Source organism: Mucilaginibacter sp. 22184, from assembly GCF_052045695.1.
Classification (GTDB): Bacteria; Bacteroidota; Bacteroidia; order Sphingobacteriales; family Sphingobacteriaceae; genus Mucilaginibacter.
The window spans coordinates 95,927-116,527 of record NZ_JBQEPI010000005.1 but is presented as its reverse complement, the minus strand read 5'-3'; the positions used below and the strand labels follow the sequence as shown (position 1 = coordinate 116,527).

Annotated in this window: 18 protein-coding genes and 1 riboswitch; of the genes, 10 read left to right on the top strand and 8 right to left on the bottom strand. The window is 41.8% G+C overall.

Going from position 1 to position 20,601, the window contains the following annotated elements:
* Positions 1-2 precede the first annotated feature (2 nt).
* Together ACTJKG_RS12520 and ACTJKG_RS12515 are read right to left on the bottom strand one after the other, a co-directional pair.
* Positions 3-4,103 (bottom strand): PKD domain-containing protein, encoded by a 4,101-nt coding sequence (locus ACTJKG_RS12520; protein WP_440739400.1) that lies wholly within the window; start codon positions 4,101-4,103, stop codon positions 3-5.
* A gap of 284 nt (positions 4,104-4,387) precedes the next feature.
* The gene (locus tag ACTJKG_RS12515; RefSeq protein ID WP_440739399.1) at positions 4,388-5,626 is read right to left on the bottom strand and encodes a nucleoside recognition domain-containing protein; all 1,239 of its coding nucleotides are present in this window, start codon (positions 5,624-5,626) and stop codon (positions 4,388-4,390) included.
* Between the two features lie 84 nt (positions 5,627-5,710).
* Here ACTJKG_RS12515 and ACTJKG_RS12510 point away from each other — a divergent pair, with 84 nt between their 5' ends.
* From ACTJKG_RS12510 to ACTJKG_RS12490, 5 genes are all read left to right on the top strand, one after another.
* Entirely contained in the window at positions 5,711-6,148 is a 438-nt protein-coding gene (locus ACTJKG_RS12510; RefSeq protein WP_440739398.1) for a DinB family protein, read from the top strand.
* Positions 6,145-6,561, top strand: coding sequence for a DUF3052 domain-containing protein (locus tag ACTJKG_RS12505; RefSeq protein ID WP_440739397.1), 417 nt, complete (start codon positions 6,145-6,147; stop codon positions 6,559-6,561). The genes ACTJKG_RS12510 and ACTJKG_RS12505 overlap by 4 nt, the downstream gene beginning before the upstream one ends.
* A 91-nt stretch (positions 6,562-6,652) precedes the next feature.
* Positions 6,653-7,087 (top strand): OsmC family protein, encoded by a 435-nt coding sequence (locus ACTJKG_RS12500; protein WP_172333407.1) that lies wholly within the window; start codon positions 6,653-6,655, stop codon positions 7,085-7,087.
* A gap of 83 nt (positions 7,088-7,170) precedes the next feature.
* Positions 7,171-8,028, top strand: a complete 858-nt coding sequence (locus tag ACTJKG_RS12495) for a maleylpyruvate isomerase N-terminal domain-containing protein (protein WP_440739396.1) — start codon at positions 7,171-7,173, stop codon at positions 8,026-8,028.
* Between the two features lie 462 nt (positions 8,029-8,490).
* Complete coding sequence (locus ACTJKG_RS12490) at positions 8,491-9,867, top strand: DUF6089 family protein (protein ID WP_440739395.1); 1,377 nt, start codon at positions 8,491-8,493, stop codon at positions 9,865-9,867.
* Between the two features lie 110 nt (positions 9,868-9,977).
* Here ACTJKG_RS12490 and ACTJKG_RS12485 read toward each other — a convergent pair whose 3' ends face one another.
* Entirely contained in the window at positions 9,978-10,361 is a 384-nt protein-coding gene (locus ACTJKG_RS12485; RefSeq protein ID WP_172333404.1) for an SRPBCC domain-containing protein, read from the bottom strand.
* Positions 10,362-10,397: 36 nt separating this feature from the next.
* A complete protein-coding gene (locus tag ACTJKG_RS12480; protein WP_172333403.1) occupies positions 10,398-10,988 on the bottom strand; it encodes an acetate uptake transporter in 591 nt (196 codons plus the stop codon).
* Positions 10,989-11,090: 102 nt separating this feature from the next.
* Here ACTJKG_RS12480 and gpmA point away from each other — a divergent pair, with 102 nt between their 5' ends.
* A complete protein-coding gene (gene gpmA, locus ACTJKG_RS12475) occupies positions 11,091-11,780 on the top strand; it encodes a 2,3-diphosphoglycerate-dependent phosphoglycerate mutase (protein ID WP_440739394.1) in 690 nt (229 codons plus the stop codon).
* Between the two features lie 90 nt (positions 11,781-11,870).
* Here gpmA and ACTJKG_RS12470 read toward each other — a convergent pair whose 3' ends face one another.
* The 3 genes from ACTJKG_RS12470 to ACTJKG_RS12460 all read right to left on the bottom strand — a co-directional run bounded on the left by ACTJKG_RS12470 (position 11,871) and on the right by ACTJKG_RS12460 (position 15,566).
* Positions 11,871-13,106, bottom strand: a complete 1,236-nt coding sequence (locus ACTJKG_RS12470; protein ID WP_172333401.1) for a homoserine dehydrogenase — start codon at positions 13,104-13,106, stop codon at positions 11,871-11,873.
* Positions 13,106-14,161 carry a homoserine O-acetyltransferase family protein gene (locus ACTJKG_RS12465; protein ID WP_172333400.1) on the bottom strand — a complete coding sequence of 352 codons (1,056 nt, stop codon included), beginning with the start codon at positions 14,159-14,161 and terminating at the stop codon, positions 13,106-13,108. Before ACTJKG_RS12465 ends, ACTJKG_RS12470 begins: the two co-directional genes overlap by 1 nt.
* A gap of 79 nt (positions 14,162-14,240) precedes the next feature.
* Entirely contained in the window at positions 14,241-15,566 is a 1,326-nt protein-coding gene (locus ACTJKG_RS12460; protein ID WP_440739393.1) for an O-acetylhomoserine aminocarboxypropyltransferase/cysteine synthase family protein, read from the bottom strand.
* A 249-nt stretch (positions 15,567-15,815) separates the two neighbouring features.
* Positions 15,816-15,926, bottom strand: a riboswitch (SAM riboswitch).
* Between the two features lie 115 nt (positions 15,927-16,041).
* Between ACTJKG_RS12460 and ACTJKG_RS12455 the strand changes: the two genes are divergently transcribed.
* Entirely contained in the window at positions 16,042-16,875 is an 834-nt protein-coding gene (locus tag ACTJKG_RS12455; RefSeq protein ID WP_440739392.1) for a hypothetical protein, read from the top strand.
* On the opposite strand, the gene ACTJKG_RS12450 is transcribed toward ACTJKG_RS12455, so the two are convergent.
* Positions 16,872-17,987, bottom strand: a complete 1,116-nt coding sequence (locus ACTJKG_RS12450; protein ID WP_440739391.1) for a trans-sulfuration enzyme family protein — start codon at positions 17,985-17,987, stop codon at positions 16,872-16,874. The two genes, ACTJKG_RS12455 and ACTJKG_RS12450, sit on opposite strands and share 4 nt — an antisense overlap.
* Positions 17,988-18,074: 87 nt before the next feature.
* Here ACTJKG_RS12450 and ACTJKG_RS12445 point away from each other — a divergent pair, with 87 nt between their 5' ends.
* The 3 genes from ACTJKG_RS12445 (at position 18,075) to ACTJKG_RS12435 (ending at position 20,597) form a co-directional block, all read left to right on the top strand.
* On the top strand, positions 18,075-18,602 hold the full coding sequence (locus ACTJKG_RS12445) for a hypothetical protein (protein WP_172333396.1): 528 nt from the start codon (positions 18,075-18,077) through the stop codon (positions 18,600-18,602).
* A gap of 87 nt (positions 18,603-18,689) precedes the next feature.
* Positions 18,690-19,886 carry an aminofutalosine synthase MqnE gene (gene mqnE, locus ACTJKG_RS12440; RefSeq protein ID WP_172333395.1) on the top strand — a complete coding sequence of 399 codons (1,197 nt, stop codon included), beginning with the start codon at positions 18,690-18,692 and terminating at the stop codon, positions 19,884-19,886.
* A 90-nt stretch (positions 19,887-19,976) separates the two neighbouring features.
* A complete protein-coding gene (locus ACTJKG_RS12435) occupies positions 19,977-20,597 on the top strand; it encodes a histidine phosphatase family protein (RefSeq protein ID WP_440739390.1) in 621 nt (206 codons plus the stop codon).
* Positions 20,598-20,601 lie beyond the last annotated feature (4 nt).

Genomic DNA, 20,601 nt, shown 5'->3' with positions numbered 1-20,601 from the left:
TGCTATCGTATTAAATTGATGGTACCTGTACGTTTGGGCAGCGAGTTGTTATAACTCATGCCTTTCCACTCCGTTCCGTTGATAAATGTTGCTGAGGCCTGCCATATATAAACACCTTGCTGTACCGGTGCCCCCCTGAAAGTTCCGTCCCAACCGTCGCCACTAACAGGTGTACCTTTGTAATCATCCAGTTTATCGGTTTCCCACATCAGCTGCCCGTAATTATTGTACACCTGCAGGTGCCATTTTTTGATACCGGAGCCCTTGGCTATAAACTTTTGTAGCTCAGTTGAACCACTGGTGGGCATAAAAGCATTGGGCAGATAAAGTTGTCCCGGAATGCCCGTGATATGAACCTTGTGCGAAATAACACTATCGCAACTGCCCCGATAAGTAGTTAGCGTTACTTTATAAGTGCCTGTATCAATATAGGTATGGGCAGGATTTTGATTGTTAGAGGTTTGCCCATCTCCAAAATCCCAGTGCCATTGCGTGGGGCCATTGGTGCTTTGATCAACAAAAGTAAAGCGGTAATTAGGTATACTGATAGTGGTATCCGGCTTAACCCCAAACGCGGTAAAAGGCGGCGGGTTTACCGTGATATAAGTATTTTTAATCAGTGTGGCCGTACATCCGGTTACAGGGTTGGTAACCAGCAATGTAACCGTATATGGCGTATTGCTAAACTGATAAGTATGCGGGGCCGGGTTTTGCTCAAACGCGTGTGCGCTCCCATCACCAAAATCCCAGTCGTACTGGTAAGAGGTCGCGCTGGAATTTCCATCCGGCGCTTGTGTGCTATTGGTAAAATTTACCACCAGCGACTTACAACCTGTAGTAGCATCGGCTGTAAAAGCAGGTAAGGGTAATGGATTAACCGTTACCGTTACTTTATCCGACTCGATAGACGAACAGCCATTAGCCGCCGTAATGGAAACCCTGTAAACACCCGCCGCGGTAAATGTATAAGCAAATGTACTGCCCAAACCACCGGCAGTTAAATGGGTACCATTACCATTAGGATCATAAATATTATAGGTAAACGTATCACCACCGGTTGAGGCATTTACAAAGCTGGTAGCAAAAGGAGCGCAGCCCGTGTTATTATTATCGGTCACAAAGGTTTTTGCTACAAAATCTGGTGGCGATACGGAGATGGGCCATTCTATACTTTTTGTAGTATTACCGCAAAGATCTTCGGCTACCATATACAACTTAAACAATTTGGCTACTGTTGAAGTTACGGTGAAAACAACCGAGGTTTTATCGGTCTTTGTTACAGGAGGCAGAACGTCCTGCTGTGTGGCCGGGTCATATAGGTGATAAGTATAGGTCTTATTATTACCCGGCGATGCATTCTGAACGGTTACATCAAATGGAGAACAACCACTTAGCGGACTTGGAAGAATAAGTGCCACCGGTGATGCAGGGTGCACAGTGATTGTAGTTGTAGCAGTAGGTACATTTCCGCAGGAACTTACCAAATTCAAAGTTACCGTATAAGTTTTGTCCTTACCATCGGTACCCGGTACAAAGGTATGGGTAGGGTTAACTTCGGTTGAGTTAGTACCGTCGCCAAAATCCCAGGTAAAGCTGCTGCTGAGCGGTACGGAGGTGTTAGTGAATTGAACAGGTAACGCCCCGCAACCAGAGGTTACACTGGCTGTAAAGCCTGTTGTAATATGTGCAGGTAAAACATGAACAGTTAAAGTAAAAGGATCGCCGTTACAGTTACTGCCCGTAGCCTGTATAATATAGGTGACTACAGCGAAATTGGATGGATCGCTGTTGGTGATCACATCGTTGATAATAGAACCACTGCCGTTGGTATAACCCGTAGCCGATGGCGAAGTGTTGGCAGGATCAATTGTCCAGGTAAAAGAGCTATTGGGTTTAGAAGCTGTTATATGATAATTAAGGGCAGTTACCGAACACAGATCATTAACCGTAGGGGCGCTGGTGATCACCGTTTGAGGTTCAATAATTACCGTTACCGTACTTATCACCTTATCGCAGGGAACGGGCAGGGTAGTGGTACCGGCTAATGCAAATGTAACCTTCCCGGCGGCTATATCGGCGGCTGATGGCGTATAAGTAGTAACCAATGCGTTAGCATTGTTAAAAGATCCCGTACCGCCTGTCCATGTCTGACTGGTTATGGTGCCACTTAATACAGTACCTGTTAAATTAATATCCGATCCCGCGCAAACTGTCGGGGGGGCGGCAGTGCTAATGGTTGGCGATATTTGAAAAGTAAGGTGCTGGGTAGCTGTTGCCGGTGGGCCGCAATTATTTTTTACAGCAACAGTAATGGTATAGGTGCCGACGTCTTTAAATAATATCTGCGGATATTGAGAATTAGCGGTGGTTCCGCCGGTAAAATCAAACGCGCCGCCACTTATTGTCCAGGTGTAGGAATCAGGTTTCAATTCACCTATACCGTCCAAAACCGTGTGGGTAATACCGGCATCGGTATTAAATTTAAGGGTTTGGTTAATACCGCATACCTGTGCATCTGCCGAAAGTTGGGCAGTTGGCGTATCATCAACTGTTATGGTTTGCGCGGTACCTAAAACCGGACCGCAGCTTTTGGTATTGATAATAAGGTTAACCCGGTAAACACCTGCTTTAGAAAAAACCATATGTGGTTGCTGACTATTAGCGTCTGTATTATCTGCGTAAGTAAGGCTTCCTGCTGGCGCATCCGTTATCCATTGATAGGCATTGGTATTATTACAATTGGCATCAATAACCGATGTGTTATCGGGTATTACGGTTAAAGGCCCGCAGCCAGATTTCACCGGGAAATTAAACTGTACTGTTGGTGGATTCTGGATACAAATTTCCCGTGTAACATCGGCAGCCCCGCAAATACCGGCGGTATTTTGTAACACCAGCCTTACTTTATGTATACCCGGTGTAGTAAAGGTGTAAATGAAGGGCTGGGTAGCTCCATAATTTTGAACCTTCAACACATCATCAACATACCAGGAGTACTTAGCATCCGTATTAATACAACTTGCCGAAGTATTGGTAGTGCTGCCAGATTGCCCCGGATAGGAGGTATTGGCAAAAGTAACAGGTGTATTTACACATCCTACATCATTATTGGAAAACTTATTTTCGGGTGGGGTAAGTACCTGCGCATATTGAGTTGCAGGAGTGCCTATATCACCGCAATACGTGCTGGTAAGCTGTAAATTAACGCCAAAAACGTTCTTAACTGTATTGTTAACGATACTGCCGCATGACGACGCGGTATAAGTATGTACAATTTTACCACCTTGTGCAATAATTTGGCAAAGCGTAAAGGTGCTGCTTGTACCATCTCCCCAGGATACCTTGTAAATATGGCCCGGGTAGTTATTCTGCAAACCTGTTTCCGGCGATGTGATATCGGCATTAAATGTTAGTTCGCCGCTGCCGTTTGACAAACATACCGAGGTAATACCCGTAGCCCCCAAAACACGATTGGCTACGTTATTCATAAGCAGGTACGACTTTGTACCTACAACACCGCCGTTTACCGCTTTAACGGTTACCGTATAATTAGCAGCCTTAGCATTAAAAACCCCGTTGGGCGAAATGCTGACAACGCCACCTTCGACCGTTTGTGCCAGGTCATTAAAAAAGGTTGCCGTAACAGATGTTCCCGATGCCGATTGATTTAAGAAAGTATAAGCTGTAGCAGCATTAGGCCGGCCGTTACATGTACCAAACACTTCGGGATATTGCGGATTGATGATCTGGGAACTTACCGCGGCAACCACCCCGGCCACATTATTAACAGTAAAGGCCGAAGAGGCCGCGCTGGTAACAGCGGGTGCTGTAGATACCACCCTTAATTGATATCCGGTTCCGGATGGCGTTCCGGCAGGGATAATACCGTTTACAAATGTGGCATAAAAGCCGCTGATACTACCTATCTTTTGTTGTGATCCGAAATTCCCATTGGCATCTGATAAGTAAAGATCAAACTCATTGTTTGCGGCAAAACAATCAGAATTACTCAGTTTTATAGGTATGCTAATGGTTGAGCCCGAACCATAGGGTCCCGCATCAACAGTACCAATATTGATGGTTTGAGCTGCGGCGGATGACACAAGTAGACAGAGAAGAGCTAAAAAAAATAATTTTTTAGTGTACTTTATGTTCATTAAAAATTGGTTTCACAATGATTAAATGCTTCTTAACTCACCATCCTATTAAGGTGAATTTGGGGGCAAAACAATTATCAAGCGAAAACAGCTAACGTGAAGCAGGTTTCACGGTTGCCGAATCCGTACTCTTATACGGAATATTTTTACTGCTGGTTACAAAAAAAGAGAAGGATATGAGGGAAAATTAACTTGTTGGAAAATATCGAAATCTATTGAAAATTAAATTATTAACCAAAAAACAAATAGGCCACCAGAATAGCGGCAATAACGCCGGCACAATCGGCTATCAGGCCTGCCGGAATAGCATAACGGGATCTTTTTATACCTACCGATCCAAAGTAGAGGGCTACAATATAAAAGGTAGTATCGGCCGAGCCATTAAATACACAAGCCAGGCGCCCGGCAAAGCTGTCAACCCCAAAAGTTTGCATAGTATTGATCATCATGGCTTTCGATCCCGAACCACTCAGAGGTTTCATATAAGCAACCGGCATTGCATCCACAAAACGGGTATTGAGGTTAAATTGAATACATACCCAGCGCAAGCCATCGTTCATATAATCCAAAGCGCCACAGCTTCTAAAAACACTGATGCCAACCAGCATGGCTACCAGGTACGGTATTATTTTCACCGAGGTTTCAAACCCGGCTTTAGCTCCATCAATAAAAGCATCAAATACATTGATCTTTTTGATCAGCCCGCCCAAAATAAACATTACGGGTATGGTGAACAGCAAAAAGTTACTGCCTATGTTTGATACCGCGCTGATTTGCACTTTGGTTAAGTAATGGGTAAAGCACCAAACCAGCAAGGTTATAAAAGCGGTTAAGCCGCCCAGCCAGGTTATGATCACCCTATCCAAAAGGTTTATTTTTTGTTTAACCGCCACCACAAGCAGACCAACCACAGTGGCTACATACGTAGCGATAATACAGGGTATAAATACATCGGTAGGATTGGCGGCATTTAGTATGGCACGCTGCGCTATAATGGTAACGGGCAATAATTGTAAGCCCGAAGTATGCAGCACCAGGAACATGATCTGGGCGTTTGAGGCCGACTCTTTATCCGGGTTTAACTCCTGCAGGCTGCCCATAGCTTTTAAACCCAGGGGAGTGGCAGCATTATCAAGTCCTAATAAATTGGCCGAGAAGTTCATGAGCATTTGCCCGGTAGCCGGGTGGTCGCGGGGTACCTCGGGGAAAAGCCTGCTGAAGAAAGGTCCTACAATTCGCGAAAGAAAATTAATGGCACCCGCCTTTTCGCCAATATTCAATATGCCCAGCCAAAATGCCATGGCACCAACCAATGGCAACGCGATATCCATTACCGATGATTTTGAGGAACTGAATATACCATCAACCAATAACTTAAACGCTTCTGCATCACCAAAAAATATTAGTTTGACAAAAGCAACCACAAAGGCGATCAAAAAAAAGGCTATCCAGATATAGTTAAGGACCATCGGCTATGTTTAAGGCTTTGAAGTTAATGGTTTTGTTATTTAATATGAAATAACAATCTTTAAATACTATTTGATTAAAGCAAAATGAACCACGTTGTACAGGAATTAACCGATACCATTGATGAATTTCAGGATATCCGATTACAGGCGATTGACTGGGAAACCCGGCCAGCTCCCGGCAAGTGGTCAAAGAAAGAGATCTTGGGCCATTTGATCGATAGCGCGCAAATTAACCTGCAAAGATTTATACGCTGCACCTACGAAGAAAACTTCAGGCTTACTTATGAACAGGATGCCTGGGTAAGTGTGCAACGCTACCAGGATACAGAGGTTAATGACATCATCGATCTTTGGATACTGTTGAACAAACAGATCATCAGCGTATTAAAAAATTATCCTTTGGATAGGGTAGATGCCCGCTGCGACAACAGCAAATCGGAACCAAACCTGCAAACCGTAGCCTGGCTGGCTAATGATTATGTGGAACATTTAAAACACCATATGCGGCAGATTGCACCATGACCGGATATTCAGGAACACCACTGGCAAAAAAGCTGGGCATCAAACCAGGCTTCAAGATTAAGCTGATCAACGCGCCCGCTCATTATATGGAATTGTTTACCGATTTGCCATCGGGGCTATATTTTGATGATACCCCAGGCCCGCAAAAGGATTTTATCCATTTCTTTACTTTAAATAAGGATGAGCTGCTGATCAGGCTGCCCTTGCTGAAAGGGCAGATCAAAGCAGATGGCATGATATGGGTTTCCTGGCCCAAAAGGGCCTCTAAAGTAACAACTGATGTGACGGAAGATCTGGTAAGGGGTACCGCTCTTAAAAGCGGACTGATTGATATCAAAATTTGCGCAGTAGATGAAACATGGTCGGGCTTAAAATTAGTGATACCTGTAAAAGACAGGAAACCATCAGTTTAAGATCATTTTTATCAAAAACAATATAAAGCGGCTCGGCTGTACTTTATTAAGCGCCCGCAAATACGTAACTTAGCCTTACAATATATTCAATATGCCTAATAAAATAGAACTTAAACGTGTACACGGCGATTTCGGGTTTGAAGCGGTTGACGCTAATGGCCACACTGTAAAAATGGATAGCAGCCCTGAGAGTGGCGGTGAAAATTTTGGTGTTCGCCCAATGCAGATACTGTTAATGGGCCTGGCAGGCTGCTCGGCCATTGACGTGATCAGTATTCTTAAAAAACAACGTCAGGAAGTAAAAGATTACAAAATGATAGTTAACGGCGAGCGTGAAGCCGGTAAAGAACCCTCATTATGGGAGGATATTGAAATTGAATTTCATTTATACGGCGACATTGACGAAGATAAAGCGGCCCGCGCGGTCGAACTCTCGTTAACCAAATACTGCTCTGTTGCAGCTACCTTGGGTAAAGCCGGTGCTGATATTAAATCAAAAGTTTTTGTACACCCTGCTGTAATATAGTTCATGGTTCATTGTTGATGGTTCATGGACACAGATTGAAGAATGTAGTTACTACGAACCTTGTGGATTCAGATGTAGCTCCTATGATCTATGAACCATCAACTACAACTATGAACACTATCCCCATACCAACCATACACCTTTTTCCAATTCTGGATCAATTGCTCATTGAACTGCTCAGATCCTTATTGCCCGAAGATTGGAACAAACCTACTGTAGCTAAATTATGGACGGTAAAGGATGTCACTGCGCATCTTTTGCATGGCAATGTGCGTACGATATCTTCCAAACAATCATTTACCGGTGATACGCCTCCTGTTATTAACAGCTATAATGATCTGGTTAGTTTTATCAATAATGAGAACGCCGTTTGGGTAAAAGCGATGAAACAGGTAAGCCCTGATCTGCTGATACAACTACACGAAACAACCGGTAAACAGTTCGTTGATGAATTAGCATCTTTAGACCCTTTTGCCAATGCCTGCTTTTCTGTAGCCTGGGCAGGAGAGGAGCAATCGGCCAATTGGTTTCATATAGCCAGGGAGTATACCGAAAAGTGGCACCATCAACAGCAAATACGCGATGCGGTAAACAAACCGGGTATTATGCGCCGCGAGTTATTTTATCCTTGCATGGCCACTTTTATGCATGCATTGCCGCATACATATCGTCATGTACAAGCTCAAGAAGATACTTTAATTAAAATAATCATTGAAGGTGAAGCGGGCGGCGAATGGTATATAAAAAGAAGTAACAACAAATGGATTATTGCTCCGGAAACCAACAACCCGGCAGATTGCACCGTCAGCATCAAACCAGATATTGCCTGGAGACTTTTCACCAAAGCCATTACACCAGTAGTGGGTTTACAAAATTCAATATTACAGGGTAATACTCAACTGGGTGAAAAAGTATTTGATACTATAGCCGTTATGGCTTAATGTGTATTTATTATTTATAATAACATTTATTTAATAATTAACAATACAATATATATCTTCAAATAAAAACCTTATTATTGTTTAAATTTCATCCAAATTTCATCTTCTGGGTTTCAGGAGGTTTATGAACAATATACCTATAGTTAATTATTGTATAGTTTAATATATACAAATTATAAGTTTTGAATACAGATTGTACTGTTTTTTACTCATTAACTATCCGATACAAAAAGTCAATAATTAATAATTCCAACCCGTTAAAACACGGGTTTTTCCCTTGTTCAGGCGATGCTCTTAAAAGGGGCTCTATCAGTTGTTTATACTCAATTTTTGACTCTTTTACGTTAAAATGAACCTTCATTTTAACTTGTCGGCTGATTTAGAAATTAGACAGCTGGCATTAATGTTGCCAAATGGGGGTATGGTTTATTCAACAGTAAACCAATAATTAAACACAACGATATGAAATCAAATTTAAAAAAATCCACGCTGCTTCTAACAGCACTTATGGTAGGTGGTAAACTATTTGCCCAATCACCTGACTCTACGGCTTCGAGCTATGATTATGTAAAACCTTTTTCAGGTGGCGATAAATTACGTACGTGGTCTGTAGGTGTACACGGTGGCATGTTAACCCCTTATACCATCTTCGGCACCAATAGCAGACAGGATTTTAAAAATCCAACCGAACAACTAGGTTACGGTGCTTATATTAAAGATCAGATCCTGCCTTCATTAGGTATACAAGCTGATTTCTTACGCGGTAAAGTAAAAGGTAACAACAGCGCCCAGCTAGATGGATCAGGTAATTCTATTTACAGCTCATTTAGCACCCAGATCAATTGGTCGGCGGCGTTAAGCGCAAACATTACTCTGGCTAACATTAACTGGCGCCATGATAAACCATTTATTCAGCCTTATTTAACTGTAGGTGGTGGATATATGAGCTACAAACAAAAACTCATCAACGCGGCAGGTCAGGAAACCAACTTCAGAACAGATGGAAAATCTACCAAGGAAGTTTTTATCCCGGTTGGTCTTGGTTTGAAGTTTGACATCGCTCCGGGTGTAAACCTTGATTTGGGTTACCAGGTTAACTTTGTACAATCTGACAACTTTGATGGTAACAACTACGGATCAGGTAACGACAGATTTTCTTATGCACACATCGGTTTAGAGTTTGCTTTGGGTAGCCGTAAAAAACCACAAATGGCAACACACAACCCGGTATCATCAATGCGTAAAGAATACTTATGGGAAAATCAACAAACCAAAACCGCATTACAACGTGAAATTGATGCAGAAAGAGCTAAAAACGACCAGTTAAGAAATGATTTGAACACTACTAATGCTAACCTTGCCAAATTAACAACCGATAGTGATGGCGATGGAGTTCTGGATATTAATGATAAATGTCCAAATACACCTTCTGGTACAAAAGTAGATGGTTCTGGCTGTCCATTAGCTAAACCGGTTATCGTGGTAACTGAAGAAGATAAAAAAGTTGTTAAAGACGCGATCAAAAATCTTGAGTTTGATTTAGGTAAATCAACTATCCGCGCTCACTCATTACCAAGCTTAGACAGGGTTGCTAATTTATTGATTGAGAAAAACTTTAGCTTAAAATTAGCAGGTCATACTGATAACACAGGTTCAAAAGATCTGAACATGAGATTATCAAAAGACCGTGCAGAGTCAATCAAATCTTACTTAGTAAGTAAAGGTGCCAACGCATCACGTATTGAAGCTACTGGTTATGGACAAACACAACCAATTGCATCTAACAAAACAGCTGCAGGCCGTCAGGCAAATCGCAGAGTTGAGTTCACACTATATTAATATTAATAGTTGAATTTCAGTTTAGATACAATCTATCAAACAAAAAAGCCGCTCAAATGAGCGGCTTTTTTTATTACCCTTATATCATTGCAATGACGCTTTTTTTATTATTATTCTCCTTCAAAAAAGTCTATCAGGCCACCAAAATAGCTGTTATTCCAGCCGTCAACCATATCATCAAAGTCAGTATCTGGGATATTAGTGTGTCTCAGTTCTACCGATGATCCTCCTTTATCAGTGTGTAGTTTAATTGTTACTATGGAGTTATCAGATTCGCCTTCAAAATACCATTGTTGTACGATCTTCTTGTTTGGCTCAAATTCCAAATTTTTGCCAGTGATACTGCCATCCCACATCGAAAATTCAGAACCTGGTTCGGTTGACATTTCTGCGATTTCACCAGTCCATAATTCTATGGTGATCGGATTGGTCAGGGCCATATAGATCTCTTCGGGAGTGGCCGGTATATTGTAATATTTTTTAAAATCTTTCACCTGCGCAATTTAGCAGAATTAATTTTAGCTTTTAAATTAAACATTAACCGGACCTATGGGTAATATAACCCTGCCATAAACTTCATTTAACACATTGGCAATACCTGTATATATAGCCGATGCGCCGCAAATAATTCCTTCATACCCGGCCAGATGTTTTATACTATTGTTACCTGTGGCATCGCCGGCAACCAGCAAAAAGAATAGTATGGTTAAAGAAGCGAATACAAACTGCAATGCACGATTGAGCTTTAGTGTACCAAAAAACAATAGTAAAGTAAATATGCCCCATACACTTAGATAAGCACACATAGCGCCTTCTGAAGGCGCAGCACCCCAGCCCAGTTTTGGCATTACAATTAAACCTACTAATGATAGCCAAAAGAAACCATAAGAGGTAAATGCAGTTAAACCAAACGTATTGTTCTTTTTGGCTTCAATTACGCCGGCTATTACCTGGGCTAATCCGCCGTAAAATATACCCATGCATAGAATCATCGTATTCATCTCAAAGAAACCGGCATTATGGATGTTTAACAATACGGTGGTCATACCAAAGGCACAAAGCCCAAGAGGAGCGGGGTTGGCAATGCCATCTTTAACTGCTACAGGTGTTGTAGGAATCATAATAGGTTAGATTTTAAATTGGTTCACCGCAATCTAACTGATTTATAAATATTAAGCAAATTTTTGCAACTCAAGAGCTACTTTTATGTTAAGTATTTACCTATGCAGAAATTAGTATTGATACGCCACGGCGAAAGTGCCTGGAATTTGGAAAACCGCTTTACCGGCTGGGAAGATGTTGACCTTTCGGAAAATGGTTATATACAGGCCAGAAATGCGGGCAACATCCTTAAAAAGAATGGTTATAATTTTGATGTCGGTTTCACCTCTTATCTTAAACGATCCATCAAAACCCTGCATTTTATTTTAGAGGAATTAGATCATCTCTGGATACCGGTTGAAAAATCGTGGCGGCTAAATGAGCGTTTTTATGGCGCGCTGCAAGGTATGAATAAAGATGAAGCTATAGCCCGGTACGGACCCGAACAAGTTCATAAATGGCGACGCGACCCCAATGAGCATCCACCGGCAATTACCAAAGATGATCTGCGTTATCCAGGTCACGATCTGCGGTATAAAGGACTCACTGAAAGAGAACTACCTCTAACTGAAAACTTGAGCGAAACTATGGATCGGGTTTTACCTTTTTGGAACGAGCGCATTGTAAAGGCTATGCGGCGCAATCAAAAGGTAGTGATCGTTGCTCATGGTAACAGCTTGCGATCCCTGGTAAAATATATTGATTTGCTGAGTGATGAAGACGTCAGCAATCTTGAGATACCCACAGCTACGCCATTAGTGTATGAGCTTGATGAGGGCTTGAACCGGATAAAACATTATTACCTCGAGTAGAAGATATTCAGGTTGAATAATTAAACACAGGTAATGCGGCTCCACATTATTTTATCGTAGAGACACATTACATGCGTCTACTGGATAATATTAAACGGCCTCTGCAGTTTGTTCAACCGTCGCGGCTAAAGTCACCCCGGTAAGCTGATCAGCAAAAGCGATGAAGGCTTTACTCTCAGAAATAAGATCCTGGTTATCGATCAGGTCCTGCAGGTTAACTTTTCCGATAACAAACTTATAGCTACCTGAATAATAACGCTCCTGTATATGCTTAAAGTTTAATGCTTCAACCAGGCTTTCGTCGTCATATCGTAGGTAAATATTCAGTTCGATATTATTGGTAAAGTTAAGATCGGTTTTTTCTTTGGCCTTCTTATACTCATACTGGTAGTTATAACGTAAGGCCGCGATATCAGACAACACCGCCGATCCGGTAGGATGGCCCCCCGCGCCTTTACCAAAAAAGAATTGCTGGTCGGCAAATGCGGCTTGTACAGTTACGCCGTTGTATTCATACTCTACATTATATAAAAACTCCGTTTCGTTTACAAATTTGGGTAGTACAAACAGGGCCACATTATGTTCATCCAGCTCTTTGGCTACCGGAACCAATTTGATCTTCAGGTTCTTTTCGCGGGCATATTGCAAGTCTTGTGCGCCCAGGTTTTGTATACCGAAGTTAAACACTTCGTCGGGCTGTACAATTACACCGTAGGCATGCGCAGCAGCTATTACCAGCTTGTATTTGGCATCAAAACCGCCAACATCACTGGTTGGATCTGTTTCTGCAAAGCCAAGGTCTTGGGCTTGTTTCAGTGCGCTGTTATAATCCAGGCCCTCTATAAAACCTTTTGAAAGTATATAATTTGATGAACCGTTAAAAATACCGCTGATTGAGTGCAGCAACTCGTTATCATAATACTCTTCCAGGTTACGAATGATCGGGATACTACCGCAAACCGCGCCCTCATATAATAAAGATGTCCCGTATTTATGCTGTATTTCGATCAGTTCCTCCAAATGAAGGGCGATCATTTTTTTACTGGCCGAAACCACATTTTTACCAGATTTTAATGCTCTTGATACAATTTCAAAAGCAGCCTCCGTATCATTGATCAGCTCTACAATAGTATTGATCTCCGGGTTGTTCAATAGCTCGTCCCGGTCTGTAGTAAACAAATGTGCAGGCAAAGAACGCTCTTTATGCGGATCCTTGATGGCAAATTTTACAATTTCAATGTTTAAATTTTTGGTTTTAACGATGTCATAAAGTCCTTGCCCAACAACTCCAAATCCAAATAATCCGATATTTAACTTCTTACTCATTACGCTGTACGTTGTAATTCTATAATTTTTCCTTTTACATCAGTTTTAAAAAACGATGTGATAATATTTGTTAATGCTTCTGTTTCAATTAAAAACCCATCGTGTCCATAAAATGAATCAAGCTCAGCAAAGGCTGATTTGGGGATATGGTTAAATAAGTATTTCTGTTCTTCAAGCGGGAACAGCACATCCGAATGGATACCGATTACCAAAGTACGGGCCTTGATCAGGCTTAAAGCCTTTTCAACTCCGTGACGGCCGCGCCCCACATTATGCGAATCCATGGTTTTGGTCAGATACCAGTAACTATAGGCATTAAACCGGTTCACCAGTTTTTGCCCTTGGTAGCTTTGGTAGGTTGACGCACGGTAATCATCTGTTTTATCATCGCTTTCTTCCTGCTGGGTTATGGAATAAGTTTTATAGCCACGATAGGAGAGCAGGGCGATGCTTCTGGCCGCTTTAAGTCCTTTTTGACCACCATCGGGCGTATTGGCATAAAAAGTACGGTCGGTTGTAATAGCCAAACGTTGCGACTCGTTAAACGCTATTCCCCATGGTGAATGACGCGCGTTGGTAGCTATCAGGATCAGGTTTTTGATTCGTTCAGGCTCTGTAATAGCCCACTCAACAGCCTGTTGCCCCCCAAGTGACCCACCTACCAAAATATGTATATGATCAATCTGTAAATGGTCTGCAAGCAACTGATGTGCTTTTACAATATCCCTGATGGTAAATTGAGGGAATGCCTGATAATAAGGCTGCCCGCTTACCGGGTTAATACTTAAAGGATTACTTGTACCATAAGGCGAACCCAGAATATTCGCGCACACAATAAAATGTTCTTCGGGATTGAAAAGATAACCTGTACCCACCAGCCCCTTCCACCAATCAAATACGTCGGCATTGGCTGTGAGAGCATGACAGACCCAGATCACATTGTCCTTAGCTTTATTTAACCGGCCATAAGTATGAAAACCTATTTCCAGATCCTGTATCTGCTGACCCGATTCAAATTCAAATGCTTCTGTGTACTTAAATATTTCTGTATTCATTATTCTATTATTCGAGTTTTAAGCAGTGCGTGTTGAGTTTCTATTTTCAACTCACCACTCACTGTTCACCACTCACTTATTATACTAACTCTGCAGCAAGCTGCTCTACTTTGGCAAATGCCTGTTCAAAATCGGCCTTGATGTCATCAATATGTTCGATGCCTACCGATACCCTTAATGATGTTGGTGTAACGCCCGCAGATAACTGTTCTTCGTCAGAAAGCTGCTGGTGCGTTGTAGCCGATGGTTGGATGATCAGCGTTTTGGCATCACCTAGGTTAGCCAAATGACTTACCAATTGTAAACTATCAATAAAATGACTTGCCTGTTGTTTGTCGCCTTTGATCTCAAAGGACAATACAGCACCAAATCCATTTTTTAAATATTTTTTTGCCAGGGCATGATATGGGGATGAAGCAAGGCCCGGATAACTAACCTTAGCTACCTGCGGATGCTGCTCCAGCCATTTGGCCAGTTCTAAAGCGTTATCTACATGGCGCTGTACACGCAAAGACAACGTTTCCAAACCCTGTATATTCAACCAGGCGTTAAACGGTGATTGCGATGGACCGAAATCTCGCAAACCTTCCACACGGGCACGTATAATAAATTGGATATTGCCAAAAGGGCCGTCAATACCAAATACATCGGCAAATACTAATCCGTGGTAACCTTCAGATGGTTCAGTAAACTGAGGAAATTTTCCGTTACCCCAATTGTAGTTACCACCATCAACTATAATACCGCCAATGCTGGTTCCGTGACCGCCGATCCATTTAGTGGTTGATTCTACCACGATATGAGCACCATGCTCCAAGGGGCGGAATAGGTAACCTGCCGCACCGAATGTATTATCAACGATCAGCGGTAGATCATGCTTTTTAGCCAGGGCTGCTACTTTTTCAAAATCGGCTATAGCAAAACCCGGGTTACCTACAGTTTCCAGGTAAATGGCCTTTGTTTTATTATCGATTAAAGCCTCCAGATTTTCGGCGGTATCATCTTTGGCAAAGCGAACATCGATGCCTAATCGCTTAAAAGCTACTTTAAACTGATTGTATGTACCGCCGTACAGGAAAGGGGAGGTCACGAAGTTATCGCCAGCCTGTAATATATTATTTAGTGCTAAAAATTGTGCTGCCTGCCCGGATGCTGTGGCTAAGGCTGCAACACCGCCTTCTAAAGCCGCTACCCGTTTTTCAAAAACATCGGTAGTGGGGTTCATTAAGCGGGTGTAGATATTACCAAACTCCTTGAGCGCGAAAAGATTAGCACCATGCTCCGCATTTTTAAATACGTATGATGTGGTTTGATAAAGTGGTACAGCACGTGAGCCTGTTGTTGGATCAACCTCCTGACCGGCGTGTAATTGAAGGGTTTCGAATTTTAAATTGTTGGCAGACATAGTTGTAAGATTGAAATGTGTTTAATTAATTTTTTACTGTTTTGATGGATTTTTAACGGGCGGGTAAATAAACTTTACCTGTTTGTTGCAACACGTGTTTTCCGGGATCAGAAAAAGAGGACGCGTCCAGTGGATCAGCAGCAACACATACACATACTGCTAATATTTAAGCAAATAGGTTGTATGTTACCGTTTGAGGTATTAAAAATGTGGCGCTGACTAAATTTAATTAAACTTTTCATGGTTATAAATTTATATTCCCCGGGGTTATTTTCCGGGACAGGAATTGGCACCTTCTCCAATTTTGGAGGGTTGCCAGCGGGTCATTGAGCCTGATCTCTCGCCGCTTCTTTATAAATCAAAACCCGAACTATCGCGGAGAATTGATCAATGGTATCGCTACCAAATATTGTTGCAAATATAGGGTGATATAAATTAAAAAACCAAATTAAATTTTAGTAACTTGTTTTAACCAATGAATACCTGCGTAAAAAAGTGCATTTTCTTACTTATTAGTCTTTCATACTCATTAGCCAGTTTTGGGCAGATCAAAGAAGATACTGCTCTAATAAAACCTGAATTAATTGAAAAAGACTCTCTGTTTGTAAAGCGGTTAGCTCATGTATATAAAAATGCTCCGGCCAGTATACTACCATTGTTTAATGCAGTAAACCGAAAAAGTAATGACCTTGGTTTTAATTATTACTCAGTTCGTGGCATTTACGAAATCGGGTATTTATCCATTCGCTATCATTTTATTTTCTTTAAAGATAAGTTGATCAGTTATGAACTAAGCTCTCTTTTACCATTTGACAGCCGATTAACAAACAGGTACAGAGAAATTTGCTCACTACTATTTGAGCCCGGCAATGGTTATTTCACTAAGCCTGTTTATTACAAATACGATGAGATGGTAAAGCCTTTAAATACGAACACAAAACAATATACAACAGATAAAAAAATACAATTTTTAATGACACCGTACTCGGGTGAGATATATGGTGTTTATGCTTTTATGGGGTATTCCCCCATTTTACTTGAAAATCGACGTAATTATAACGCCATAAAAGATAAGATCACTCCCGAAATTGAGCTCATGTTACTTTACAGTAAAAATCCTGCTACACGTTTATCGGCAATTGAATATTACTATCAACACCCGGAACAATTTATAAAGGATAAAGACAGGTATGAAAAAAGGGTCAAGGCCATATATGCGGAATCTCCTTTAATTGAAACAGTTGTTGCAGACCGTCCCTCTACACAAAATGCAGAAGAAATGGTGAAACTATTTGCAGCCTGGCATTAATCCAAAGCTTGTTTCAAATCCGCTATCAGATCATCAATATGCTCTAAACCAACTGATACTCTAAGCAGGTTTATAGGAGTTTTAGTGTCCGGACCTTCAACGGTTGCGCGATGCTCAATCAGGCTCTCCACACCGCCCAAACTGGTGGCACGGGTAAACAACTTGAGTTTGTTAATGATGTTATGCGTATCGTTTTCATCGCCCTTAACAATAAAAGATAACATGCCTCCAAAAGCCAGCATTTGTTCTTTAGCAATGGTATGTTGTGGATGTGAGGGTAAACCTGGATACATTACCTGATCAACTTGAGGATGCTGCTCTAAAAACTCAGCCAGCAGTTGCGCGTTTTGTACATGGCCTTTAACCCGGTAAGGTAGCGTTTTAATGCTGCGGGCCAGGTAATAACAATCAGTTGGAGAGGGGATTGCGCCCCCCATTTCCTGTACCTGCCGTATTTTTTGCCACCATTCACTTTTTTCGGCTGTGATCAGCGCGCCGCCCATCAGGTCGCTGTGGCCGCCAAAATATTTGGTTGCGGAGTGCATTACCAGGTCGGCGCCCAAAGCAAGCGGTTGCTGACATATCGGCGTGGCGAAAGTATTATCGCAAACCACTTTAATCCCTTTCGCTTTGGCAATAGCGACAACCTTTTTAATATCGGTTATTTTAAGTAAGGGGTTCGATGGCGTTTCCAACCATATCACTCCTGTTTCTGGCCTGATGTGCTGCTGCAACACCTCTGTATCGTTTACATCGATAAAATCAAAAGTTAAAATTCCGGCAAACAGGTTTTTAAGCTGGTTGCGCAATCCATGATACATATCATCAGGCGCTATAACATGCGTACCTGGAGGCAGCGACTGGAATACAGACATACCAGCAGCATTACCAGATGAAAAAGAAGCCGCATCTGCACCATTCTCTAGCTTAGCCAATACATTTTCTAGCGACCAGCGGTTGGGGTTTGATGACCTGCTATAGATATGTCCGCCCGGGAAATCACCATCAATACCACGTTCAAAAGTGGTAGATAATATAATAGGCTGTATTACTGCTTTTGACGATTCGTCCTTTTTATTCCCGGCGTGGATAGCTATAGTTTCAATCTTCATTTGGCCAAATTAAATAAGATTATTTTTATAAGGTGTAACGGGGGGCATAATTTTTGCGTAATATTCTAAAATACCCCCCCTGTAATCATGAAAAATTTTTATTTCTCGTTAATTATTGCTTCGTTACTGCTAAGCAGTTGCAAGAAAGACAACATTGCTAATGAAAGTGAGTTTAATAAAAGCTATAATGCTTGGTTAAGCTTTAAAAGTAATGCGCACAATTCCTATCTCTATACCTCGAACTCCGGATCCGTTTTCGGTTATGGGTCAGAGACTAAAATCAGTGTAATTAATGGTAAGATAGTTTCAAGGGATTTTATTTCAACCCAACTTAAGCGAAACGGCACAGCTCAAAAAGACACGTTAAAACAATGGCATGAAGATGCTGATCACATCAACACACATCCTAACGATGCAGGCGAATCACTTATATTAGATGATGTTTACCAAAAAGCCAAAACGGTTTGGCTTAAAGCCGATAAGAAAGCCAATGACATTTACTTTGAAGCAAAAAATAACGGTATGATATCCAGTTGCGGATTTGTTCCCAAAGGGTGTCAGGACGATTGTTTTAACGGCATCAACATAAGCCTGATTACCCCTGTGCAATTTTAGTGTCATTTACTTCCATCCGCTTTGCAATGAATTATCTCATAAAGCATAGTTTTATGCTTTTTAGTACATTTGCGCAAAGTTTTTTCCATGGAAGCTGAAGGTAATTTACAGTTATTATTACAAAATCCGGATCTATCCGCTGATTTAAAGCACATTGCCGAAAAAGTTCTTAATAACGAACGCATCACCTTTGATGAAGGTGTGATATTATATGAGCAGGGCGACCTGGGTTATTTGGGCGTTTTAGCCAACTACATCCGCGAGAAACGTCATGGTCATAAAACTTATTTCAACCGTAATTTTCATATCGAGCCAACTAATTTGTGTGTTTATGACTGCAAATTTTGCTCGTACTCTCGCTTGCTGAAGCAAAAATCAGAAGGCTGGGAATATACCATGGACGAAATGTTTAACATGGTGACCAAATATGATGGTGAACCCGTAACCGAAGTGCATATAGTAGGTGGCGTTTTGCCACAATACGACGTACCTTTTTACCAGGAGCTTTTTAGCCGTATCCGCGCTCATCGCCCGGAACTGCATATCAAGGCATTAACACCTGTTGAATATCATTATATATTTAAAAAAGCCAAAATTGACTATGCTACAGGTATGCGCCTGATGCAGGAAGCTGGTTTACAGTCAATTCCCGGCGGTGGTGCCGAGATTTTCCATCCCGAGGTTCGTGACCTGATATCCAAAGATAAATGTACCGGCGACCAATGGCTGGCTATTCATGAAGAATGGCACAAGCTGGGTGGCCGCTCCAATGCTACTATGCTTTATGGTCATATAGAAAAGTTCTGGCACCGGGTTGATCATATGGAACGCCTGCGCCAGTTACAGGATAAAACTGGAGGCTTCCAAACCTTTATACCGTTAAAATTCCGCAACCAGGATAATCAAATGTCGCACGTGCCCGAGTCAACCGTGGTTGAGGATCTGCGTAACTATGCGGTGGCACGTATCTACCTTGATAATTTTGATCATATTAAAGCTTACTGGGCTATGATCAGTCGTACTACGGCACAACTATCCCTAAACTTTGGAGTTGATGATATTGACGGTACGTTGGATGATACTACTAAAATATATTCTATGGCTGGTGCCGAAGAACAGCACCCGGGCATGAGCACCAAACAATTGGTAGAACTGATCAAAAATATTGGCCGACAGCCTATTGAGCGCGACACTTTATATAATGTAGTAACCGACTATACTAATTTTGAATTCCCGGAAACTGAGCCAAAACCTCAGTATTACAAGTTGCCTGTAATTAATTGATGGTGAAAGGCGAAGGGTGAAAGGTAAAGGGTTTATCTTTTTTATACAAACCTTTTACTTTTCAGCTTTTACCTTTCATCCTAAACAAGAATGATACAAAAAACCTTATATATAGTACGCCACGGCCAAACAGAACTCAACAGGCTGGGTGTTGTACAGGGACGGGGAATGGATACCGATTTAAACGATGAGGGCCGTAAACAGGCAGCTCAATTTTTTGAGGCATACAAAACTGTACCATTTGATAAAATATATCTATCGGCCTTAAAGCGTACTCAACAAAGCGTTCAGCCTTTTATTGATCTGGGAATTCCCTATCAAAAACTATCAGGCCTGGATGAGCTGGCCTGGGGAATACACGAAGGGCAACCGGCTACGGCCCAAAACAAAGCCGCCTTTTTACAAATCATGCGCGACTGGCTCGATGGTCGCTTAGACAGTAAATTTGAAGGCGGTGAAAGCCCTAACGAGGTGGAGGTACGAGAGCGTGAAGCGCTCGATGTGATCATGAGCCATCCCGAAGAAAAAACAGTACTCGTCTGTATGCATGGTCGTGCCATGCGCTTATTGCTTTGTATATTATCAGGCGTTCCGCTTACAGAGATGGACACCTTTCCGCACCAGAACCTGGTTTTATACAAAGTGACCTACAACGGCGAAAAATTTGAGATCGTCGATTTTAACAACTCCGAACATTTAAAACAATCCTGAAAGA

Excerpts from the sequence above, each read along its gene's own strand:
- ACTJKG_RS12515 (WP_440739399.1), bottom strand. The coding sequence starts at position 5,626 with ATGGTCCTTAACTATATCTGGATAGCCTTTTTTTTGATCGCCTTTGTG.
- ACTJKG_RS12510 (WP_440739398.1), top strand. The coding sequence starts at position 5,711 with ATGAACCACGTTGTACAGGAATTAACCGATACCATTGATGAATTTCAG.
- ACTJKG_RS12505 (WP_440739397.1), top strand. The coding sequence starts at position 6,145 with ATGACCGGATATTCAGGAACACCACTGGCAAAAAAGCTGGGCATCAAA.
- ACTJKG_RS12500 (WP_172333407.1), top strand. The coding sequence starts at position 6,653 with ATGCCTAATAAAATAGAACTTAAACGTGTACACGGCGATTTCGGGTTT.
- ACTJKG_RS12495 (WP_440739396.1), top strand. The coding sequence starts at position 7,171 with ATGATCTATGAACCATCAACTACAACTATGAACACTATCCCCATACCA.
- ACTJKG_RS12490 (WP_440739395.1), top strand. The coding sequence starts at position 8,491 with ATGAAATCAAATTTAAAAAAATCCACGCTGCTTCTAACAGCACTTATG.
- ACTJKG_RS12480 (WP_172333403.1), bottom strand. The coding sequence starts at position 10,988 with ATGATTCCTACAACACCTGTAGCAGTTAAAGATGGCATTGCCAACCCC.
- gpmA (WP_440739394.1), top strand. The coding sequence starts at position 11,091 with ATGCAGAAATTAGTATTGATACGCCACGGCGAAAGTGCCTGGAATTTG.
- ACTJKG_RS12470 (WP_172333401.1), bottom strand. The coding sequence starts at position 13,106 with ATGAGTAAGAAGTTAAATATCGGATTATTTGGATTTGGAGTTGTTGGG.
- ACTJKG_RS12465 (WP_172333400.1), bottom strand. The coding sequence starts at position 14,161 with ATGAATACAGAAATATTTAAGTACACAGAAGCATTTGAATTTGAATCG.
- ACTJKG_RS12460 (WP_440739393.1), bottom strand. The coding sequence starts at position 15,566 with ATGTCTGCCAACAATTTAAAATTCGAAACCCTTCAATTACACGCCGGT.
- ACTJKG_RS12455 (WP_440739392.1), top strand. The coding sequence starts at position 16,042 with ATGAATACCTGCGTAAAAAAGTGCATTTTCTTACTTATTAGTCTTTCA.
- ACTJKG_RS12450 (WP_440739391.1), bottom strand. The coding sequence starts at position 17,987 with ATGAAGATTGAAACTATAGCTATCCACGCCGGGAATAAAAAGGACGAA.
- ACTJKG_RS12445 (WP_172333396.1), top strand. The coding sequence starts at position 18,075 with ATGAAAAATTTTTATTTCTCGTTAATTATTGCTTCGTTACTGCTAAGC.
- mqnE (WP_172333395.1), top strand. The coding sequence starts at position 18,690 with ATGGAAGCTGAAGGTAATTTACAGTTATTATTACAAAATCCGGATCTA.
- ACTJKG_RS12435 (WP_440739390.1), top strand. The coding sequence starts at position 19,977 with ATGATACAAAAAACCTTATATATAGTACGCCACGGCCAAACAGAACTC.